At 64.9% G+C, this 16,930-nt stretch carries 14 protein-coding genes; 7 read left to right on the top strand and 7 right to left on the bottom strand.

What is annotated here, in order from left to right; translation table 11 throughout:
- The first annotated feature begins 38 nt into the window (after positions 1 to 38).
- Positions 39 to 458: an NINE protein gene (locus tag LOY69_RS28310; RefSeq protein WP_102862075.1), complete on the top strand. Its 420-nt coding sequence runs from the start codon at positions 39 to 41 to the stop codon at positions 456 to 458.
- Between the two features lie 127 nt (positions 459 to 585).
- Here the strand turns inward: LOY69_RS28310 and LOY69_RS28305 are convergent, their stop codons facing one another.
- The 7 genes from LOY69_RS28305 to gshB all read right to left on the bottom strand — a co-directional run bounded on the left by LOY69_RS28305 (position 586) and on the right by gshB (position 6,644).
- A complete protein-coding gene (locus LOY69_RS28305) occupies positions 586 to 1,857 on the bottom strand; it encodes a dihydroorotase (protein ID WP_265073891.1) in 1,272 nt (423 codons plus the stop codon).
- Positions 1,854 to 2,858 carry an aspartate carbamoyltransferase catalytic subunit gene (locus LOY69_RS28300; protein WP_011064007.1) on the bottom strand — a complete coding sequence of 335 codons (1,005 nt, stop codon included), beginning with the start codon at positions 2,856 to 2,858 and terminating at the stop codon, positions 1,854 to 1,856. The genes LOY69_RS28305 and LOY69_RS28300 overlap by 4 nt, the downstream gene beginning before the upstream one ends.
- Positions 2,859 to 2,883: 25 nt before the next feature.
- The gene (gene pyrR / locus LOY69_RS28295; RefSeq protein ID WP_060841533.1) at positions 2,884 to 3,390 is read right to left on the bottom strand and encodes a bifunctional pyr operon transcriptional regulator/uracil phosphoribosyltransferase PyrR; all 507 of its coding nucleotides are present in this window, start codon (positions 3,388 to 3,390) and stop codon (positions 2,884 to 2,886) included.
- Positions 3,391 to 3,506: 116 nt separating this feature from the next.
- Entirely contained in the window at positions 3,507 to 3,944 is a 438-nt protein-coding gene (ruvX, locus tag LOY69_RS28290) for a Holliday junction resolvase RuvX (protein ID WP_102862073.1), read from the bottom strand.
- The gene (locus tag LOY69_RS28285) at positions 3,944 to 4,513 is read right to left on the bottom strand and encodes a YqgE/AlgH family protein (protein WP_102862072.1); all 570 of its coding nucleotides are present in this window, start codon (positions 4,511 to 4,513) and stop codon (positions 3,944 to 3,946) included. Before LOY69_RS28285 ends, ruvX begins: the two co-directional genes overlap by 1 nt.
- Before the next feature lie 129 nt (positions 4,514 to 4,642).
- Complete coding sequence (locus LOY69_RS28280; protein ID WP_102881163.1) at positions 4,643 to 5,542, bottom strand: energy transducer TonB; 900 nt, start codon at positions 5,540 to 5,542, stop codon at positions 4,643 to 4,645.
- Positions 5,543 to 5,672: 130 nt separating this feature from the next.
- Complete coding sequence (gshB, locus tag LOY69_RS28275; protein ID WP_102881162.1) at positions 5,673 to 6,644, bottom strand: glutathione synthase; 972 nt, start codon at positions 6,642 to 6,644, stop codon at positions 5,673 to 5,675.
- Between the two features lie 236 nt (positions 6,645 to 6,880).
- Here gshB and pilG point away from each other — a divergent pair, with 236 nt between their 5' ends.
- From pilG to LOY69_RS28245, 6 genes are all read left to right on the top strand, one after another.
- Entirely contained in the window at positions 6,881 to 7,285 is a 405-nt protein-coding gene (gene pilG, locus LOY69_RS28270; protein WP_025131048.1) for a twitching motility response regulator PilG, read from the top strand.
- A gap of 57 nt (positions 7,286 to 7,342) precedes the next feature.
- Positions 7,343 to 7,708 carry a twitching motility response regulator PilH gene (gene pilH, locus LOY69_RS28265; RefSeq protein ID WP_011064000.1) on the top strand — a complete coding sequence of 122 codons (366 nt, stop codon included), beginning with the start codon at positions 7,343 to 7,345 and terminating at the stop codon, positions 7,706 to 7,708.
- Between the two features lie 10 nt (positions 7,709 to 7,718).
- Positions 7,719 to 8,258: a chemotaxis protein CheW gene (locus LOY69_RS28260; protein WP_102881161.1), complete on the top strand. Its 540-nt coding sequence runs from the start codon at positions 7,719 to 7,721 to the stop codon at positions 8,256 to 8,258.
- A 140-nt stretch (positions 8,259 to 8,398) separates the two neighbouring features.
- Positions 8,399 to 10,462 (top strand): methyl-accepting chemotaxis protein, encoded by a 2,064-nt coding sequence (locus tag LOY69_RS28255; protein WP_102881160.1) that lies wholly within the window; start codon positions 8,399 to 8,401, stop codon positions 10,460 to 10,462.
- A gap of 55 nt (positions 10,463 to 10,517) precedes the next feature.
- Positions 10,518 to 16,433: an Hpt domain-containing protein gene (locus LOY69_RS28250; protein WP_265073890.1), complete on the top strand. Its 5,916-nt coding sequence runs from the start codon at positions 10,518 to 10,520 to the stop codon at positions 16,431 to 16,433.
- A complete protein-coding gene (locus LOY69_RS28245) occupies positions 16,426 to 16,875 on the top strand; it encodes a chemotaxis protein CheW (protein ID WP_102862066.1) in 450 nt (149 codons plus the stop codon). Before LOY69_RS28250 ends, LOY69_RS28245 begins: the two co-directional genes overlap by 8 nt.
- Positions 16,876 to 16,930 lie beyond the last annotated feature (55 nt).

Here is a 16,930-nt window from a genome sequence, read left to right as displayed (position 1 = left end):
TTAAGAATATTTATCTATCACCTAGCAAGAGGCTCTTAATGAACACCTATCGTCAGGATGCATCCGCCCATGACACCCACAGCAAGGTGATCGGTTACCTGTTGTGGATTCTCGGTTTTACCGGCGCTCACCGCTTCTATTACGGCAAGCCGGTGACCGGGACCATTTGGTTCTTCACCCTTGGTCTATTGGGCATTGGCTGGCTGATCGACTTGTTCCTGATCCCGTCCATGGATCGGGAAGCGGACTTGCGCTTTACCTCTGGTCCCGTGGAATACAGCGTGGCCTGGATTCTGCTGACCTTCCTCGGGGTATTTGGCGTACATCGCATGTACCAGGGCAAATGGTTGAGCGGTGTGCTCTACCTGTTCACCGGTGGTTTGTTCTTCCTGGGGGTGCTGTACGACTTCTGGACCCTGAACGACCAGGTCTCCCTGGAAAACGCCAAACGCCGTTGACCCAGTCAGCGGCGCAGGCGGTGATGGCGTTGCATGTAGCTGTTGCCGCAGACCGCCATCAGGAGCGGCGGCTCCTTCGGAGCCGTTCGCAGCCTGCGGCAGCGGCTACAGGGCACCAGCCAGGCAATCAGCCTTGATAGCTGATATGCCCATCCACCAGGGTGTAGCGCACCGCGCCCGGCAGGCTATGGCCGAGGAACGGGCAGTTCTCGCCCTTGGACAGCCAGCGCTCGCCGGCCACGGTGGAACTGGCAGGGTCGAACAGCACCAGGTCCGCTGCGCCCCCTTCCACCAGCTTGCCCGCCGGCAGGCGCAAGGCCTCGGCAGGACCAGCGCTGAGGCGCGCCAGCAGGGTCGGCAGGTCCAGTAAACCGTCCTGAACCAGGGTCAGGGCCAGTGGCAGCAGCAACTCGACGCTGCTGATGCCGGGCTCGGTGGCCCCGAACGGCGCCAGCTTGGCATCGCGCTCGTGGGGCTGGTGATGGCTGGAGATGGCTTGCACCACCCCGGACTTCACCGCTGCACGCAGGGCATCACGGTCGGCCCGCGAGCGCAGTGGCGGCTGCACGTGATACAGGCTGGAGAAGTCGATCAGCGCCTCATCGGTGAGGATCAGCTGATACAGCGCCACATCGGCGGTCACTGGCAGGCCGCGGGCCTGGGCCTGGGCGATCAGCTCAACGCCCCGGGCGCTGGTCAGCTGGCTGAAGTGAGCGCGCACGCCGCTTTGTTCCACCAGCAGCAGGTCCCGGGCCAGGGCCACGGTTTCCGCGCTTTCGGGAATCCCCGGCAAACCGAGGAAGCTGGCGGTAGCACCTTCATGGGCCAGGCCGCCTTCGGCCAGGTCGCGGTCCTGGGAGTGGAAGATCACCGTCAGGTCGAAGGTGGCGGCGTATTCCAGGGCACGGCACAGGGTGCGGTTGCTGCGGAAGCCTTCCAGGCCATTGCCGAAGGCCACGCAGCCGGCGTCACGCAGGGCAATCAACTCGGCCAACTGTTCGCCTTCCAGTCCCTTGCTCAGAGCCCCGATCGGGAAGACTTTGCTGTTGCCGGCTTCCCGGGCGCGGTCGAGGATCAGTTCGGCCACGGCCGAGGTATCCAGTACCGGTTTGGTGTGCGGCGGGCAGCACAGGCTGGTGACGCCACCGGCCGTGGCGGCGCGGGTTTCGCTGGCAATGCTGCCCTTGCGGCTGTAGCCCGGCTCGCGCAGGGCCACGCTCAGGTCCACCAGGCCGGGCGCGGCCACCAGGCCCTTGGCGTCGATGATAGTGACGGCATTGAAACCATTGGGTGCGGCGCCGATGGCGACGATCTTGCCGGCTTCCAGATGCAGATCAGTGGTTTGATCCAGGCCGCTGCTTGGATCGATGACGCGGGCGCCGAGAATGCTGAGCTTCACTGGGCGTTCTCCTGCTCGAATTGTCGCTGGGCGGTCTGCCCGCTCATGGCCATGGACAGTACCGCCATGCGCACTGCAATGCCGTAGGTCACCTGATTGAGGATCACCGAGTGCGGACCGTCGGCCACCGCCGATTCGATCTCCACACCGCGGTTGATCGGGCCCGGGTGCATGACGATGGCGTCGGGCTTGGCCCCGGCCAGGCGTGCGGTGGTCAGGCCGAACAGGCGGTAGAACTCGCCTTCGCTGGGCAGCAGGCCGCCCTGCATGCGTTCACGCTGCAGGCGCAACATGATCACCACGTCCACGTCTTTCAGGCCTTCGGTCATGTCGGTGTAGACCTTGACCCCGTACTGCTCGATGCCGATCGGCAGCAGGGTTTTCGGTGCGATCACGCGGATGTCCGGGCAGCCGAGGGTCTTGAGCGCCAGCATGTTCGAGCGGGCTACCCGCGAGTGCAGGATGTCGCCGACGATGGCCACCGAGAGGTTCTCGAAGCCGCCCTTGTGCCGGCGGATGGTCAGCATGTCGAGCATGCCCTGGGTCGGGTGGGCGTGACGGCCGTCGCCGCCGTTGATGATCGCCACTTGCGGGCACACGTGTTCGGCGATGAAGTGCGCGGCGCCGGAGTCGCCGTGGCGTACCACGAACATGTCGGCGGCCATGGCTTCCAGGTTGCGCAGGGTGTCCAGCAGGGTTTCACCCTTGCTCGCCGAGGAGGTCGAGACATTCAGGGTGATCACGTCCGCCGACAGCCGCTGGGCCGCCAGTTCGAAGGTGGTGCGGGTACGGGTGGAGTTCTCGAAGAACACGTTGCACACGGTCTTGCCGCGCAGCAGCGGGACTTTCTTGACCGCCCGGGCGCCGACTTCGAGGAAGGAGTCGGCGGTGTCGAGGATTTCTGTCAGCAGCTCGCGGTTCAGGCCGTCGAGGGACAGGAAATGGCGCAGCTGGCCCTGATCGTTGAGCTGCAGCGGGCGCTTGGCGTCTAGAGGCGTCATCGCAATGGACTCTTAAAAGGGCGAGTTAGAGGGCGAGGTCTTGGAGCTCGAGTTGAAGCGGCGCAGGACCGGACAATTTTACCCGCTCGTGGGCGGCCAGCGACAGGGTCGCGCCCACCACATTCGGACGAATCGGCAGCTCGGCGGCGTTCAGGTCCAGCAGGCAGACCAGGGTCACGCTGGCTGGACGGCCATAGTCGAACAGCTCGTTGAGGGCGGCGCGGATGGTCCGGCCGCTCATCAGCACGTCATCGATCAGCACCAGATGCTGGCCTTCGATCTCGAACGGCAGTTCCGAAGGGCGAACTTGCGGGTGCAGGCCGTTCTGGCTGAAGTCGTCGCGGTAGAAGGACACATCCAGGGTGCCCAGGGGTGCGTCGCTGCCCAGGGCTTCCAACAGGGCCTGGGCCACCCACACGCCACCGGTACGGATACCGATGAAGCGCGGCTCGCTGATGGCGCGCTGGGCCAGGTGGGCGTTGAGATCAGTGGCCATCTGGCTGATCAGGGCGGCGGGATTGGGCAGGCTCATGGTGGCTCCTTCGTGGGCTCGCGCCTGCTGCCGGGCAGCAGGGCACGGGAACTTACGGCTGGTGTTGGGCCAGGAGGCGCGCGGCCAGGGGCCGCGCATCTTCAGGATTCGGGATCTCAGGTATTCAACAGCGTGGCGTTTTCGTCGAGCCAGCCCTGCAGCAGCAGGGCCGCGGCGATGGCGTCTACCGGGTTGTCGCGGTAACTGCCTTTCTGCCCGCCCCGGGCCAGGCGTTCGCCCTTGGCCTCGAAGGTGGTCAGGCGTTCATCGTGGGTATAGAAGGGCACATTGAAGCGGCCGTTCAGGCGCCGGGCGAACTTCTCGGCGCGCACGCACATGTCGCTGGGGCTGCCGTCCATGTTCAGGGGCAGGCCCACCACCACGGCGTCGGGTTTCCATTCCGTCATCAGCGCTTGCACCTGATTCCAGTCCGGCACGCCGTTCTGCGCCTTCAAGGTGCACAGCTCCCGGGCCTGGCCGGTGATGGCCTGGCCGACGGCGACGCCGATCTGCTTGGTGCCGTAGTCGAAGCCCAGGATCAGTCGCAAGGCCATCAGGCGTGCCCCGCCTGGCTGGTGAGCAGGCTGAGGTTGACCCCCAGGTGCCGGGCGGCGGCTTCCAGGCGCAATTCGCTGCTGGTGTTGAACAGGATGTCGGCGTCGAAGGGGCAGGTCAGCCAGGCGTTGTCCGCCAGTTCGGCTTCCAGCTGCCCGGCTTCCCAGCCGGCATAGCCCAGGGCGATCAGGCTCTTGGCCGGGCCCACGCCGTCGGCAATGGCGAACAGCACATCCTGGGAGGTGGACAGGGACAGCCCTTCGAATTCCACCGTGGCCTGATAGATCGGGCCGTTGGGGTGCAGGACAAAGCCGCGATCAGTCTGCACCGGGCCGCCGCTGAAGATCGGCACATGCTGGCACAGCAGCGACGGTTCTTCGTCGGGGCGCAATTGTTCGAGGATATCGGCCAGGCTCAGGTCCAGGGGCCGATTGATCACCAGGCCCATGGCGCCACTGGCATTGTGCTCGACGATATAGGTCAACGTCTGGGCAAAATTCGGGTCGGCCATATGGGGCATGGCGATCAGGAAGTGATGCTTGAGATAGCTGGGGCTGACATTTTTCATGAGCGCTAGTGTGGCGGTGGCGGGCCCGGCTGACAAGCGCGCCCTGTGCAGGAGCTGGCTTGCCAGCGAAGGCGTCATTGGCATTTGCGCCGCTCTGTCGGGCCTCTTCGAGGTCACAGGGGCGAAAGATCAGTTGCTGGACAGTTTGTCGCCCCGGGCGAAGCGCCAGGTGCGGATGATTTCCAGGCGGTCGATGTCCGACAGGTCGCCGGTAAAGGGGGCGAACGGCGCCGCCAGGCGCACGATGCGTTGGGCGGCCTGGTCCAGCAGCGGCTGGCCGGAGGACTCCAGCACCAGCACTTCGTACAGGGAACCGTCGCGGTTGATCGAGACCATCAGCCGCAAGTTGCCGTAGATCTGCTTGCGCCGGGCTTCCTCGGGGTAGTTGAGGTTGCCGATGCGCTCGACCTTCTTGCGCCACTCGTCCTTATACCAGGCGCCCTTGTCGCGCATGGTGGAGGCGGCGCTCAGGCGGTGGATGCGTGGGCGCTTGGCGTACAGCTGCTGTTCGTTGGCCAGTTCGGCTTCCAGGCTGGAAATCTCGCTGGACAGTTGGGCGCTGTCGAAACGCGGGGTATCGGCCTTTGGCGTCGGGTCTTTCTTGACCTCTTCACGCTGGGTCACGGTCTTTTTCGGCTTCGGCGCGGTGGTGGCCACGGCCGCTTTGGGCGCGACTTCCTTGACTTCAGGTTTGACTGACGGTGGCGGCACGACCTTTTTCACCGAGTTGTCCTGAAAGGGGGCGACTTCGGTGGTTTTCGGAATGGCTTTCTTGTCAAGGGTGCCGCTGCCTTCCTGGTTTTCCTGGGCGAGGAAGTCGGCCTTCTTCGGCTTGGTCTCGCTCTTGAAGGTGGCCAGGGTGATTTCCAGGGTCTTGCTGATCGCCTTGGGTTCGGCAAAGGAAAAGCCCAGGCCGAGGATCAGTGCCAGGTGCAGGAGCGCCGCCAGGAACAGGGTAAATCCCAGGCGATCGGCCGCGCGCACGCCGCTATGGGCCAGCTCGGGGGGCAGATCGGACGGGAGGTTCATCGACGGTTCGACATCACAGGAGGCATCACACAACCAACATCACGGTTTCACAGGCGGCGCATGATAACGCAATGTTGGTTTCAAGCCTTGAGTGCCAAGCTTCAAGCGACAAGCTGCAGCTTGATGCAGATCAAGCTTGCGGCTTGTTGCTGGCGGCTTGCAGTTTGCGTTCGATGGCATCCATCAGCCGTGCGCCGATCTGGGTGCCGAAGGCATTGTCGATTTCACGGATGCAGGTGGGGCTGGTGACGTTGATTTCCGTCAGGTGCTCGCCGATCACGTCGAGGCCGACGAACAGCAGGCCCTTGGCCCGCAGGGTCGGGCCGACCTGAGCGGCAATCCAGCGATCCTTGTCGCTCAGTGGACGGGCCTCGCCACGACCGCCGGCGGCCAGGTTGCCACGGGTTTCACCGGCGGCGGGGATGCGCGCCAGGCAGTAATCCACCGGCTCGCCATCGATCATCAGGATGCGCTTGTCGCCGTCCTTGATGGCCGGCAGGTAGGCCTGGGCCATGATCTGCTGGCTGCCGAGCACGGTCAGGGTTTCCAGGATCACCGACAGGTTCGGGTCGCCGGCGCGGTGACGGAAGATCGAGGTGCCGCCCATGCCGTCCAGGGGCTTGAGAATCACATCGCCATGCTGGGCGGCGAACTCGCGCAATACATCGGCGCGACGGCTGACCACGGTGGGCGGGGTGCACTGTGGGAACAGGGTGGCAAACAGCTTTTCATTGCAGTCGCGCAGGCTTTGGGGCTTGTTCACCACCAGCACGCCGGCGCTTTCGGCCTGTTCCAGCAGGTAGGTGGAGTAGACGAACTCCATGTCGAAGGGCGGGTCCTTGCGCATCAGGATCACGTCCAGATCGCTCAGCGGGCAGTCGATCTCGGCGTCCAGCTCGAACCATTTCTCCGGGTTGGCGAACACCTGCAGCGGCCGCATGCGCGCCCGGGCCACGCCGGCGCCCTGGTACAGGTCGCGCTGCTCCATATAGAAGAGGGTCCAGCCGCGCTCCTGGGCGGCCAGCAGCATGGCCAGCGAGCTGTCCTTCTTGTAGGAGATGCTGGCGATAGGGTCCATGACAATCCCGACGCGAACGCTCATGGGTGGATTCCTTTAAGAAAATGAGTGGATGCAAGGCAAAAAAAGTGGCGTCAGAGTGGCGCTGACAAGGGCCTGGGTCAAGGAAAAACCACTGCCTGGCGTGGTCCATAGATTGCAGGGGGGAGAGTGTGCTAAAAAGGCTCGCATGCCGGGCCGAGGCCTTGAAGTTCAAGGGTTTGGGGCGTTGGCCAGCGGTACCGGATCAAATCATTCGCTGGGGCGATGGCAGAGCAGATATGGAACAGCATTCCAACGCCTTGAAGGTGATGGTGATCGACGATTCGAAGACGATTCGCCGCACGGCCGAAATGCTGCTGAAGAACGTCGGCTGTGAAGTCATTACCGCAGTGGACGGCTTCGAAGCGCTGTCGAAGATCGTCGACCACCACCCCGGAATCATTTTCGTCGACATCATGATGCCGCGGCTCGACGGTTATCAGACCTGTGCGCTGGTGAAGAACCACAGCGCGTTCAAGTCCATTCCCGTGATCATGCTGTCCTCCAAGGACGGCCTGTTCGACAAGGCCAAGGGGCGTATCGTCGGCTCCGACCAGTTTTTGACCAAACCCTTCAGCAAGGAAGAACTGCTGAGCGCAATCAAGGCCCACGTTCCGGACTTTGTCGCGCTTGCGCCACAGTAGACACGCACAATGGTGTCCGGCCCGCGGGCCGCGCGCCTATACCGTATGGGGAAGACCATGGCTCGTATTCTGATCGTCGATGACTCGCCGACTGAAATGTACAAACTCACCGGCATGCTGGAAAAGCACGGCCATGAAGTGCTCAAGGCCGAGAACGGTGCCGACGGCGTGGCCCTGGCCCGGGAAGAAAAACCCGATGCGGTGCTGATGGACATCGTCATGCCCGGCCTCAACGGCTTCCAGGCCACTCGGCAGTTGACCAAGGACGCCGAGACCAGCCACATCCCGGTGATCATCATCACCACCAAGGATCAGGAAACCGACAAGGTCTGGGGCACCCGCCAGGGCGCCAAGGACTACCTGACCAAGCCGGTGGACGAAGAGACCCTGATCAAGACCCTGAACAACGTCCTGGCCGGCTGATCGCCCGGCCATGAGCGAATCCCAGACCGCCTTCGAGCTGCTGCTGGAGATCGACCAGCGCTGCCGCCTGCTGGCTGCCGACTTGCCGTCCCAGGAAACCCGCCAGCACAGCTGGAGCGGTATCGGTTTCCGCCTGGGAGAGCACTGGTACGTCGCGGCCATGGGCGAGATCAGCGAAGTCCTGCACGAGCCGCGCTACACCCTGCTGCCCGGGGTCAAACCCTGGGTCAAGGGCGTGGCCAACCTGCGTGGGCGCCTGCTGCCGATCATGGACCTGTGCGGTTTTTTTGGTCATGAACTGTCGCCCCTGCGCAAGCAGCGGCGAGTGCTGGTGGTGGAGTACAAAGAGCTGTTCGCCGGCCTGCTGGTGGATGAGGTGGCCGGCCTGCAGCACTTTGCCCAGGACAGCCTGGAGCCCGGCCTTGGCGGATTCTGCGACGCCGCGATCAATCCCTACCTGCAAGGGCAGTTCCGTCGTGATCAGGTCTGGCAGGTGTTCAGCCCCTTCGCCCTGGCCCGTTCTCCCGGGTTCCTGGAGGTGGCGGCATGAATGACGCCCCGACGGCTGTGCAGCCCGTTTGCAGTGCCATGGCAGGCCCGTGCCTTCCTGGATCAATCCATGCTGCCCTGGCGATGCGTGCGTCCCGGGGACCCGAACGCGGGACCGCCCGCTCGCCACAGGCCTGATCGATGACCAAAGCCAAAACCGGCAAGCCCCTGGAGGGCTCCCGCAGTCGCTCGCAGATCATCGTGCTGTTCATCGCACTGATCGTGTTCATCATGCTGCTGTTCGCCAACTTCGCTTACCTCAATACCCAGGCCACCTACGACAAGCAGTACATCGGCCATGCTGGCGAGCTGCGGGTGCTGTCCCAGCGCATCGCCAAGAACGCCACCGAAGCGGCGGCGGGCAAGGCCGCGGCGTTCAAGCTGCTGGGGGATGCACGCAATGACTTTGCCCAGCGTTGGGGCTATCTGAAGAAGGGCGACCCGGCCACCGGCCTGCCCGGGGCCCCGGTGGCCCTGCGCCAGGAAATGCGCGCCGTGCAGCTGGACTGGGAAAAACTGCTGAAGAACACCGACGCGATCCTGGCCAGCGAACAGACAGTGTTGTCCCTGCACCAGGTGGCCGCGACCCTGGCGGAAACCGTGCCGCAGTTGCAGGTGGAATACGAAAAGGTGGTGGAGATCCTGCTCCAGCGCGGCGCTCCGGCAGCCCAGGTGGCCATGGCCCAGCGCCAGTCGCTGTTGGCCGAACGGATTCTCGGTGCGGTGAATACGGTGCTGGCCGGCGACGAAAACGCCGTGCAGGCCGCCGATGCATTCGGCCGCGATGCCGCACGATTCGGCCAGGTGCTCAACGGCATGCTGCAAGGCAACCCGGGGCTGAAGATCAGCCAGGTCGAAGACCTCGACGCCCGGTCCCGCCTGACGGAGATTTCCGAACTGTTCGAGTTCGTTTCCGGTTCCGTGGACGAGATCCTCGAAACCTCGCCCGAGCTGTTCCAGGTCCGCGAATCGGCGAGCAACATCTTCAGCCTGTCCCAGACCCTGCTGGACGAAGCCTCGCTGCTGGCCACCGGCTTCGAGAACCTGGCCGGCAGTCGCAAGCTGGACACCATCGGCGGTTACGTCCTGGGCCTGCTGGCACTGGCGTCGATCATCCTCATCGGCCTGGTGATGGTCCGCGAAACCAACCGCCAGTTGCTGGAAACCGCCGAGAAGAACGAGCGCAACCAGAACGCGATCATGCGTCTGCTGGATGAGATCGAGGACCTGGCGGACGGCGACCTGACGGTGACCGCTTCGGTGACCGAAGACTTCACCGGCACCATTGCCGATTCCATCAACTATTCCGTCGACCAACTGCGCGACCTGGTGGCCACCATCAACCTCACGGCGGGTCAGGTGGCCGGCGCGGTGCAGGAAACCCAGGCCACCGCCATGCAACTGGCGGAAGCCTCGGAGCATCAGGCGCAGCAGATTTGCGAAGCCTCCACGGCGATCAACGACATCGCCCAGTCCATCGATCAGGTCTCGGCCACCGCGGCGGAGTCCTCGGCGGTGGCCGAGCGCTCGGTGGAGATCGCCAACAAGGGCAACGAAGTGGTGCACAACACCATCCACGGCATGGACAACATTCGTGAACAGATCCAGGACACCGCCAAGCGCATCAAGCGCCTGGGTGAGTCTTCCCAGGAAATCGGCGATATCGTCAGCCTGATCGACGACATTGCCGACCAGACCAACATCCTGGCCTTGAACGCGGCGATCCAGGCCTCCATGGCCGGGGATGCCGGGCGCGGTTTTGCCGTGGTGGCCGATGAAGTGCAGCGGCTGGCGGAGCGCTCCTCGGCGGCCACGCGACAGATCGAGACCCTGGTGCGGGCGATCCAGACCGATACCAACGAAGCGGTGATCTCCATGGAGCAGACCACCACCGAAGTGGTGCGCGGTGCGCGCCTGGCCCAGGACGCCGGGGTGGCCCTGGAAGAAATCGAGGGCGTATCCAGGACCCTGGCGGCGCTGATCCAGAGCATCTCCAATGCGGCCCAGCAACAGACCTCCTCGGCCGGTCAGATTTCCCTGACCATGAACGTGATCCAGCAGATCACCTCGCAAACCTCGTCCGGCTCCACTGCGACCGCCGAGAGCATCGGCAACCTGGCGAAGATGGCCAGCCAACTGCGCCGCTCTGTATCCGGCTTTACCCTGCCGGCGACCCGGGGACCGGCCCCGAATGACAACCGCTGACGCTGGGAACCCGTTTGCGATCTGGCGAGCACAGAAGGTTTTGACTGGAGTGGTTATGGTTGACCGGCATGACTATGTGGCCCTGGAATGGGTCAAGGGCGAAATTGCCGAGACCTTGAAGCAGGCCTATCAGGCACTGGAGCACCTGGCGGACGATCCCCAGGCCCTGGACGCCCTCGACCAGTGCCTGGAGGGGATTCATCAGGTCCATGGCAGCCTGCAGATGGTGGAGTTCTACGGCGCCGCGCTGTTGGCCGAGGAGATGGAGAAACTCGCCCTGGCCCTGCAGCAACAGCGGGTGGCCCAGCGTGACGAAGCCCTGCGCCTGCTGCGCCAGGCCATCAGCCAGTTGCCCCAGTACCTGGACCGGGTGCAGAGCGCCCGGCGCGACCTGCCGTTGGTGGTGTTGCCACTGCTCAACGACCTGCGCAGCGCTCGGGGTGAAAGCCTGCTTTCGGAAACCAGCCTGTTCAGCCCGCAATTGCCCAGCCTGCCGCCTCTTTCCGACAAGGCCCTGGCGGCCCTGGAGCCCCTGGAATTCCCGACCCAGTTGCGCAAGCTGCGACACATGCTGCAGACCGCGCTGGTGGACCTGCTGCGTGAGCAGGACGCCGACATTTGCCTGGGCCACATGGCCAAGGTCTTCGAGCGCCTGGAGGCCCTGTGCCAGGATGCGCCGCTGGCGCCTTTGTGGCATATCGCCTCGGCCCTGGTGGAAGGCATGCGCCAGAACGAGATCGCCAACAGCCCGGCGGTGCGCAGCCTGCTCAAGGACGCCGACAAGGAACTCAAGCGGCTCCTGGAGCAAGGCATGCCCGGCATCAACCAGGCGGCGCCCGCCGAGTTGCTCAAGAGCCTGTTGTTCTACATCGCCAAGGCGCGCCACCCCACTCCATTGATGCTGACCATGAAAGAACGTTACGGACTGGACGATGCCTTGCCCGACAGCGCGGTGGTCGACGAGGAGCGGGCCCGCATGGCCGGCCCCGATCGCGATGCCATGCGTTCGGTGCTGGCGGCCGTGTGCGACGGCCTGGTGCGGGTCAAGGAGCGCCTCGACCTGTTCGTGCGCAGCGATCGCCAGCACGCCGGCGACCTGGACAGCCTGCTGTCGCCGCTGCGGCAGATCGCCGACACCCTGGCGGTGCTGGGGTTCGGCCAGCCGCGCAAGGTGATCATCGACCAGTTGGCGGTGGTGCAGAGTCTGGCTCAGGGCCAGCGGGCGCCGGACGACGCGGTGTTGATGGATGTGGCCGGTGCCCTGTTGTATGTCGAGGCGACCCTGGCCGGCATGGTCGGCACTGTGGAGCCGGAGAGTCGCGAAGAAAGCCGCCTGCCCACCACCGACCTGACCCAGATCCACCAACTGGTGATCAGGGAGGCACGGCTCTGCCTGCAGCAGGCCAAGGACCTGATCATCGAGTGCATCGAAGGTGACTGGGAGCGCGAGCTACTGGTTTCGCTGCCAGAGCTGCTGACCCAGGTGCGCGGTGCCCTGGCGATGATTCCGCTGCCCCGTGCCGCCAGCCTGATGGAGGCTTGCAACCAGTTCATCACCGAGCATCTGCTGCTGGCGCAACCCAGGCCGGCCTGGCAGCAACTGGACCATCTGGCTGACGTGATCACCAGCCTGGAGTACTACCTGGAGCGCTTGAGCGAGGACCATGAAGCCCCGGGCGAAAAAATCCTCGACGTTGCCGAGCAAGGCCTGGCCGCCCTCGGTTATGTACCGGTGGAACAGGTGCCGTTGCTGGATCAGCCCCTGAGTCCCAACCAGGCCCAAGTGGCGCAGGACCTGCAGGCGCTGGATGATCCCCAGGTGGCACAGTCCCTGGCGGATGCGCTGGCGGTGCCGGTATCGGCCCTCAACCCGCCGGCCCTGATCACCCCGGGCAGCCTGCTGCCGCCCCCTCGGGACGAGGAGCCCGTGGACGACGAACTGCGGGAAGTGTTCCTCGAAGAAACCGAGGAAGTGCTGGAAATGCTTCGCGAGTACCTGCCGCGCTGGGCGGCCGACCCCCAGGGCACGTCCGCCCTGAGTGAGCTGCGCCGGGCCTTTCATACCCTCAAGGGCAGCGGTCGCATGGTGCGCGCGCTGGTGCTGGGGGAGTTGGCCTGGGCGGTGGAGAACCTCCTCAATCGGGTGCTGGAACACAGCGTGGCCCCCGGCCCCGAGGTCCTGCAGCTGGTGGAGGACACGCTGGAGCTGTTGCCTGAGCTGATCGCCGAGTTCGCCGTCCAGGGTCAGCGTCAGCGCGATGATGTCGATCGCCTGGCGGCGCGTGCCCATGCCCTGGCCAAGGGCGCCGAGGAGCCCGCCAGCGTGGCGCCGGACGACCACGCCCTCGACCCGCAGTTGCTGGAAATCTTCCGTGCCGAAGCCCAGACCCACCTGGACAGCATCCAGCGTTTTCTCGATCAGGCCGCCGAGCACGTGCCGTTGCAGGCCAGCGACGCACTGCAACGTGCCCTGCACACCCTCAAGGGCAGCGCCTCCATGGCCGGAGTGCTGCCCATCGCCGAGCTGGCCGGGCCCTTCGACCAATTGGCCCGGGAGTACCGAGCGCACCTGATTCCCCTGGACCTGGACGAAGTGGAACTTCTGCTGGAGGCCGAAGGCCTGCTGCGCCGTGGCTTGCGGCAGCTGGACAGTGATCCGCTGGCGCCCATCGATGGTGCCCGCTCATTGGTCGGCCGCGTCCTGGTGCTGCTGGGGGAGCGGCTGGAAGCCTTGCTCAACGCTCCGGACAGTGCCCCTCGGGCCAAGCGTGATCCGCAACTGATCAATAACTTCCTGGCCCAGGGCATGGACATCCTGCTGGATGCCGAAAGCCTGTTGCGGCGTTGGCAGCAGCATCCCGGCGAGCGCCAGGAGCTCAGCGCCTTGCTGGACGAGTTGACCACCCTTGGCGAAGGCGCTCACCTGGCCGACCTGCATCCGGTGGATGAGCTGTGCGAGGCCCTGCTCGATCTCTATGGCGCCGTGGAGGAAAGCAGCCTGGCGGTCAGCGAGGGCTTCTTCAATGAAGCCGAAAGCGCCCATGAAGCCCTGATCAACATGCTCGACGAGCTGGCGGCGGGCCAGGAAGTCAGCCCGCGGCCGGAGCGGGTCGAGGCCCTGCGCAAACTGTTGCACCAGGGCCTCGACCCGTCCGCCACCGGCTTGATCAGAAGCGATGGCAGTCGCGTCCTGAGTATCAGTGAACTGGGGGCGGCCACCGCTGGCCTGGAGCAGGTTGCAGATCCTCTGCAAGCCGATGACGAGATCGTCGAGATCTTCCTCGAAGAAGCGGTGGATATCCTCGAAAGCGCCGACCAGGCCTTACAGCGCTGGCTGGCCGATCCTGAAAATGCTGCACCGCTGTCGTCCCTGCAGCGGGACATGCATACCCTCAAGGGCGGTGCGCGCATGGCCGAAGTGGCCCCGGTGGCGGAACTGGCCCATGAGCTGGAGTCGCTGTACGAGGGGCTGGTGGACCGGCGCTACAGCCACAGTCAGCACCTGGGCCTGCTATTGCGCAGCAGCCATGAGCAGCTGGCGCTGCTGCTGGAGCAATTGCAGGGGCAACGGCCGCTGGACGAGTCCCGGGCCCAGGTCGATGCCGTGCGGGCCTACCGGCAGCAGGCCGCAAGCCCTGCGGAACCGGTGCCGAGCGCGGCGCAGGAAGACAGTGCCGCCCAGGACCCGGAGCTGCTGGAGATCTTCCTTGAAGAGGGCTTCGACATCATCGACAGCTCCGCCGCGGCCCTGGGGCGCTGGCAGGCCGACCCCCAGGCTCGCCAGGAAGTGGAAACCCTGCTGCGGGACCTGCACACCCTCAAGGGCGGTGCGCGGATGGTGGAGATTGCCCCCATCGGCGATCTGGCCCACGAGCTGGAGTTTCTCTTCGAAGGCCTGTCCGCCGGCCTGCTGCAACCCAGCCCGGCGCTGTTCACCCTGTTGCAGAAAAGTCACGACCGCCTGGCGCAGATGCTCGACGCAGCCCGGGCTGGCCAGCCCATCGAGGCGGCGCAGAAACTCATCGACGCCATCCACGACCTGAGCCATCCCCGTGTGCCGTCCACGTCTGGGGTGCCAACCCCGCTACCGGCGAGCAAGCCCGAGCCTGTCGCACCCGCTCCAGAAGCGGCGGCAGCCGGGGACATGGTCAAGGTATCGGCGGAGTTGCTGGACGACCTGGTGAACCTGGCCGGGGAGACATCGATCTTTCGTGGCCGCATCGAACAACAGGTCAACGATGCCCGGGTGGCCCTTGGCGAGATGGAAACCACCATCGAGCGGATGCGTGACCAGCTGCGCCGCCTGGACACCGAGACCCAGGGACGGATTCTCAGCCGCCAGCAGGTGGAGGCCGAGCGCCTGGGCTACGAAGAGTTCGACCCCCTGGAAATGGATCGACACTCGCAGTTGCAGCAGCTGTCCCGGGCCCTGTTCGAATCGGCCTCGGACTTGCTGGACCTCAAGGAAACCCTCGACCGACGCAACCATGACGCCGAGAACCTGTTGCAGCAGCAGGGGCGCATCAACACCGAGTTGCAAGAAGGCCTGATGCGCACCCGCATGGTGCCTTTCGAGCGCATGGTGCCAAGGCTCAAGCGCATCGTGCGCCAAGTGGCCGAAGAGCTGGGCAAGGACGTGGAATTCGTGGTGGGCAACGCCGAGGGGGAAATGGACCGCAACGTGCTCGAACGCATGGTGGCGCCCCTGGAGCACATGCTGCGCAACGCCGTGGACCACGGCCTGGAATCCGTCGAGGCGCGGCTGGCCGCCGGCAAGCCGCGACAGGGGCGGATCACCCTCGACCTGTCCCGCGAGGGCGGCGACATCATCTTCGACATGCGCGACGACGGTGCCGGAGTGCCTCTGGAGGCGGTGCGCAACAAGGCCATCAAGCGCGGCCTGCTGGACCCGCAGGCGCCCATCAGCGACCGCGAGGTGCTGCAGTTCATCATGCAGCCGGGCTTTTCCACCGCCGAGAAGATCACCCAGATCTCCGGGCGTGGCGTGGGCATGGACGTGGTCCATGAAGAAGTGCGCCAACTGGGCGGCAGCATGAGCATCGACTCCATTGCCGGCCAGGGGGTGCATTTCCGTATTCGCTTGCCATTCACCGTCTCGGTCAACCGGGCATTGATGGTGCAGTGCGCCGACGAGCAGTACGCCATCCCGCTGAACACCGTGGAAGGCATCGTCCGGGTGCTGCCGGGTGAACTGGACGCCTATTACCAACTCGACCCGCCGCGCTATGAATACGCCGGCCAGCGCTATGACCTGTGCTACCTGGGGGAGCTGCTGCACACCGTGCCGCGGCCCAAGCTCCTGGGCCAGGTACTGCCGTTGCCGGTGCTGCTGGTGCACTGCAACGAGCAGCGTATCGCGGTGCAGGTGGACACCACGGCCGGCACCCGGGAGATCGTGGTCAAGAGCCTGGGCCCGCAGTTCGCGGCGGTGCAGGGCCTGTCCGGTGCGACCATTCTCGGCGATGGCCGGGTGGTGCTGATTCTCGACCTGCTGGCGCATATCCGCGCACAGCAGTTGCAAGCGCCCCTGCCGCGTCCGGCCGGGGAGGAAGCGGCCAGCGAGGTGGAGCCGCCACGGCCGATGCTGGTGCTGGTGGTGGATGACTCGGTCACTGTGCGCAAGGTCACCAGCCGCTTGCTGGAGCGCCACGGCATGAACGTGCTCACCGCCAAGGACGGAGTCGATGCCATGGCCGTGCTGGCCGAGCACACCCCGGACCTGATGCTGCTGGATATCGAGATGCCGCGCATGGACGGCTTCGAAGTGGCGATCCAGGTGCGCAACGATCCCCGTCTGCAGCACTTGCCGATCATCATGATCACCTCCCGTACCGGCCAGAAACACCGCGATCGGGCCATGGCCATTGGCGTCAACGACTACCTCGGCAAGCCTTATCAAGAGTCGGTGTTGCTGGAAAGCATCGCCCTGTGGAGCAAGAACCATGCTTGATCACCGCTCCAGCACCCTCACCGGGCTGTTGTTGCCCCTGGCCGACCGCACCCTGATCTTGCCGAACGTGGCAGTGGCCGAGTTGATCGACTACCAGCAGGGCGCCTTCGACCTGGACTCGCCACCCTGGTACCTGGGCCAGGTGCTCTGGCGCGAGCGGCGGATTCCGTTGATCAGTTTCGAATCGGCCTGTGGCAACAAGACGGTGATCGGCGAGCGGGCTCGCATCGTGGTGCTCAATGCCCTGGGCGGGCGCCCGGAACTGAAGTTCATCGCCTTGCTGGTGCAGGGCATTCCCCGTTCCTGCAAGCTCGACAGCCAACTGAGCTATGTCGACGTGCCCCTGGCGCCCCTGGAAAAAGCCGCGGTGCAGGTGGCCGAGCTGGTGGCCAAGGTGCCGGATCTGCTGGCGCTGGAAGAGTTGCTGGTGGGGGGGCTTTAGGGCCGCTTCGCCGGCCAGCCGGCTCCTGCACCAAACCGCCTGTAGGCGCGGGCTT

It is taken from the genome of Pseudomonas sp. B21-059, assembly GCF_026016285.1.
GTDB classification, from domain to species: domain Bacteria; phylum Pseudomonadota; class Gammaproteobacteria; order Pseudomonadales; family Pseudomonadaceae; genus Aquipseudomonas; species Aquipseudomonas danubii.
This window is presented reverse-complemented; position numbering and strand designations above follow the sequence as displayed.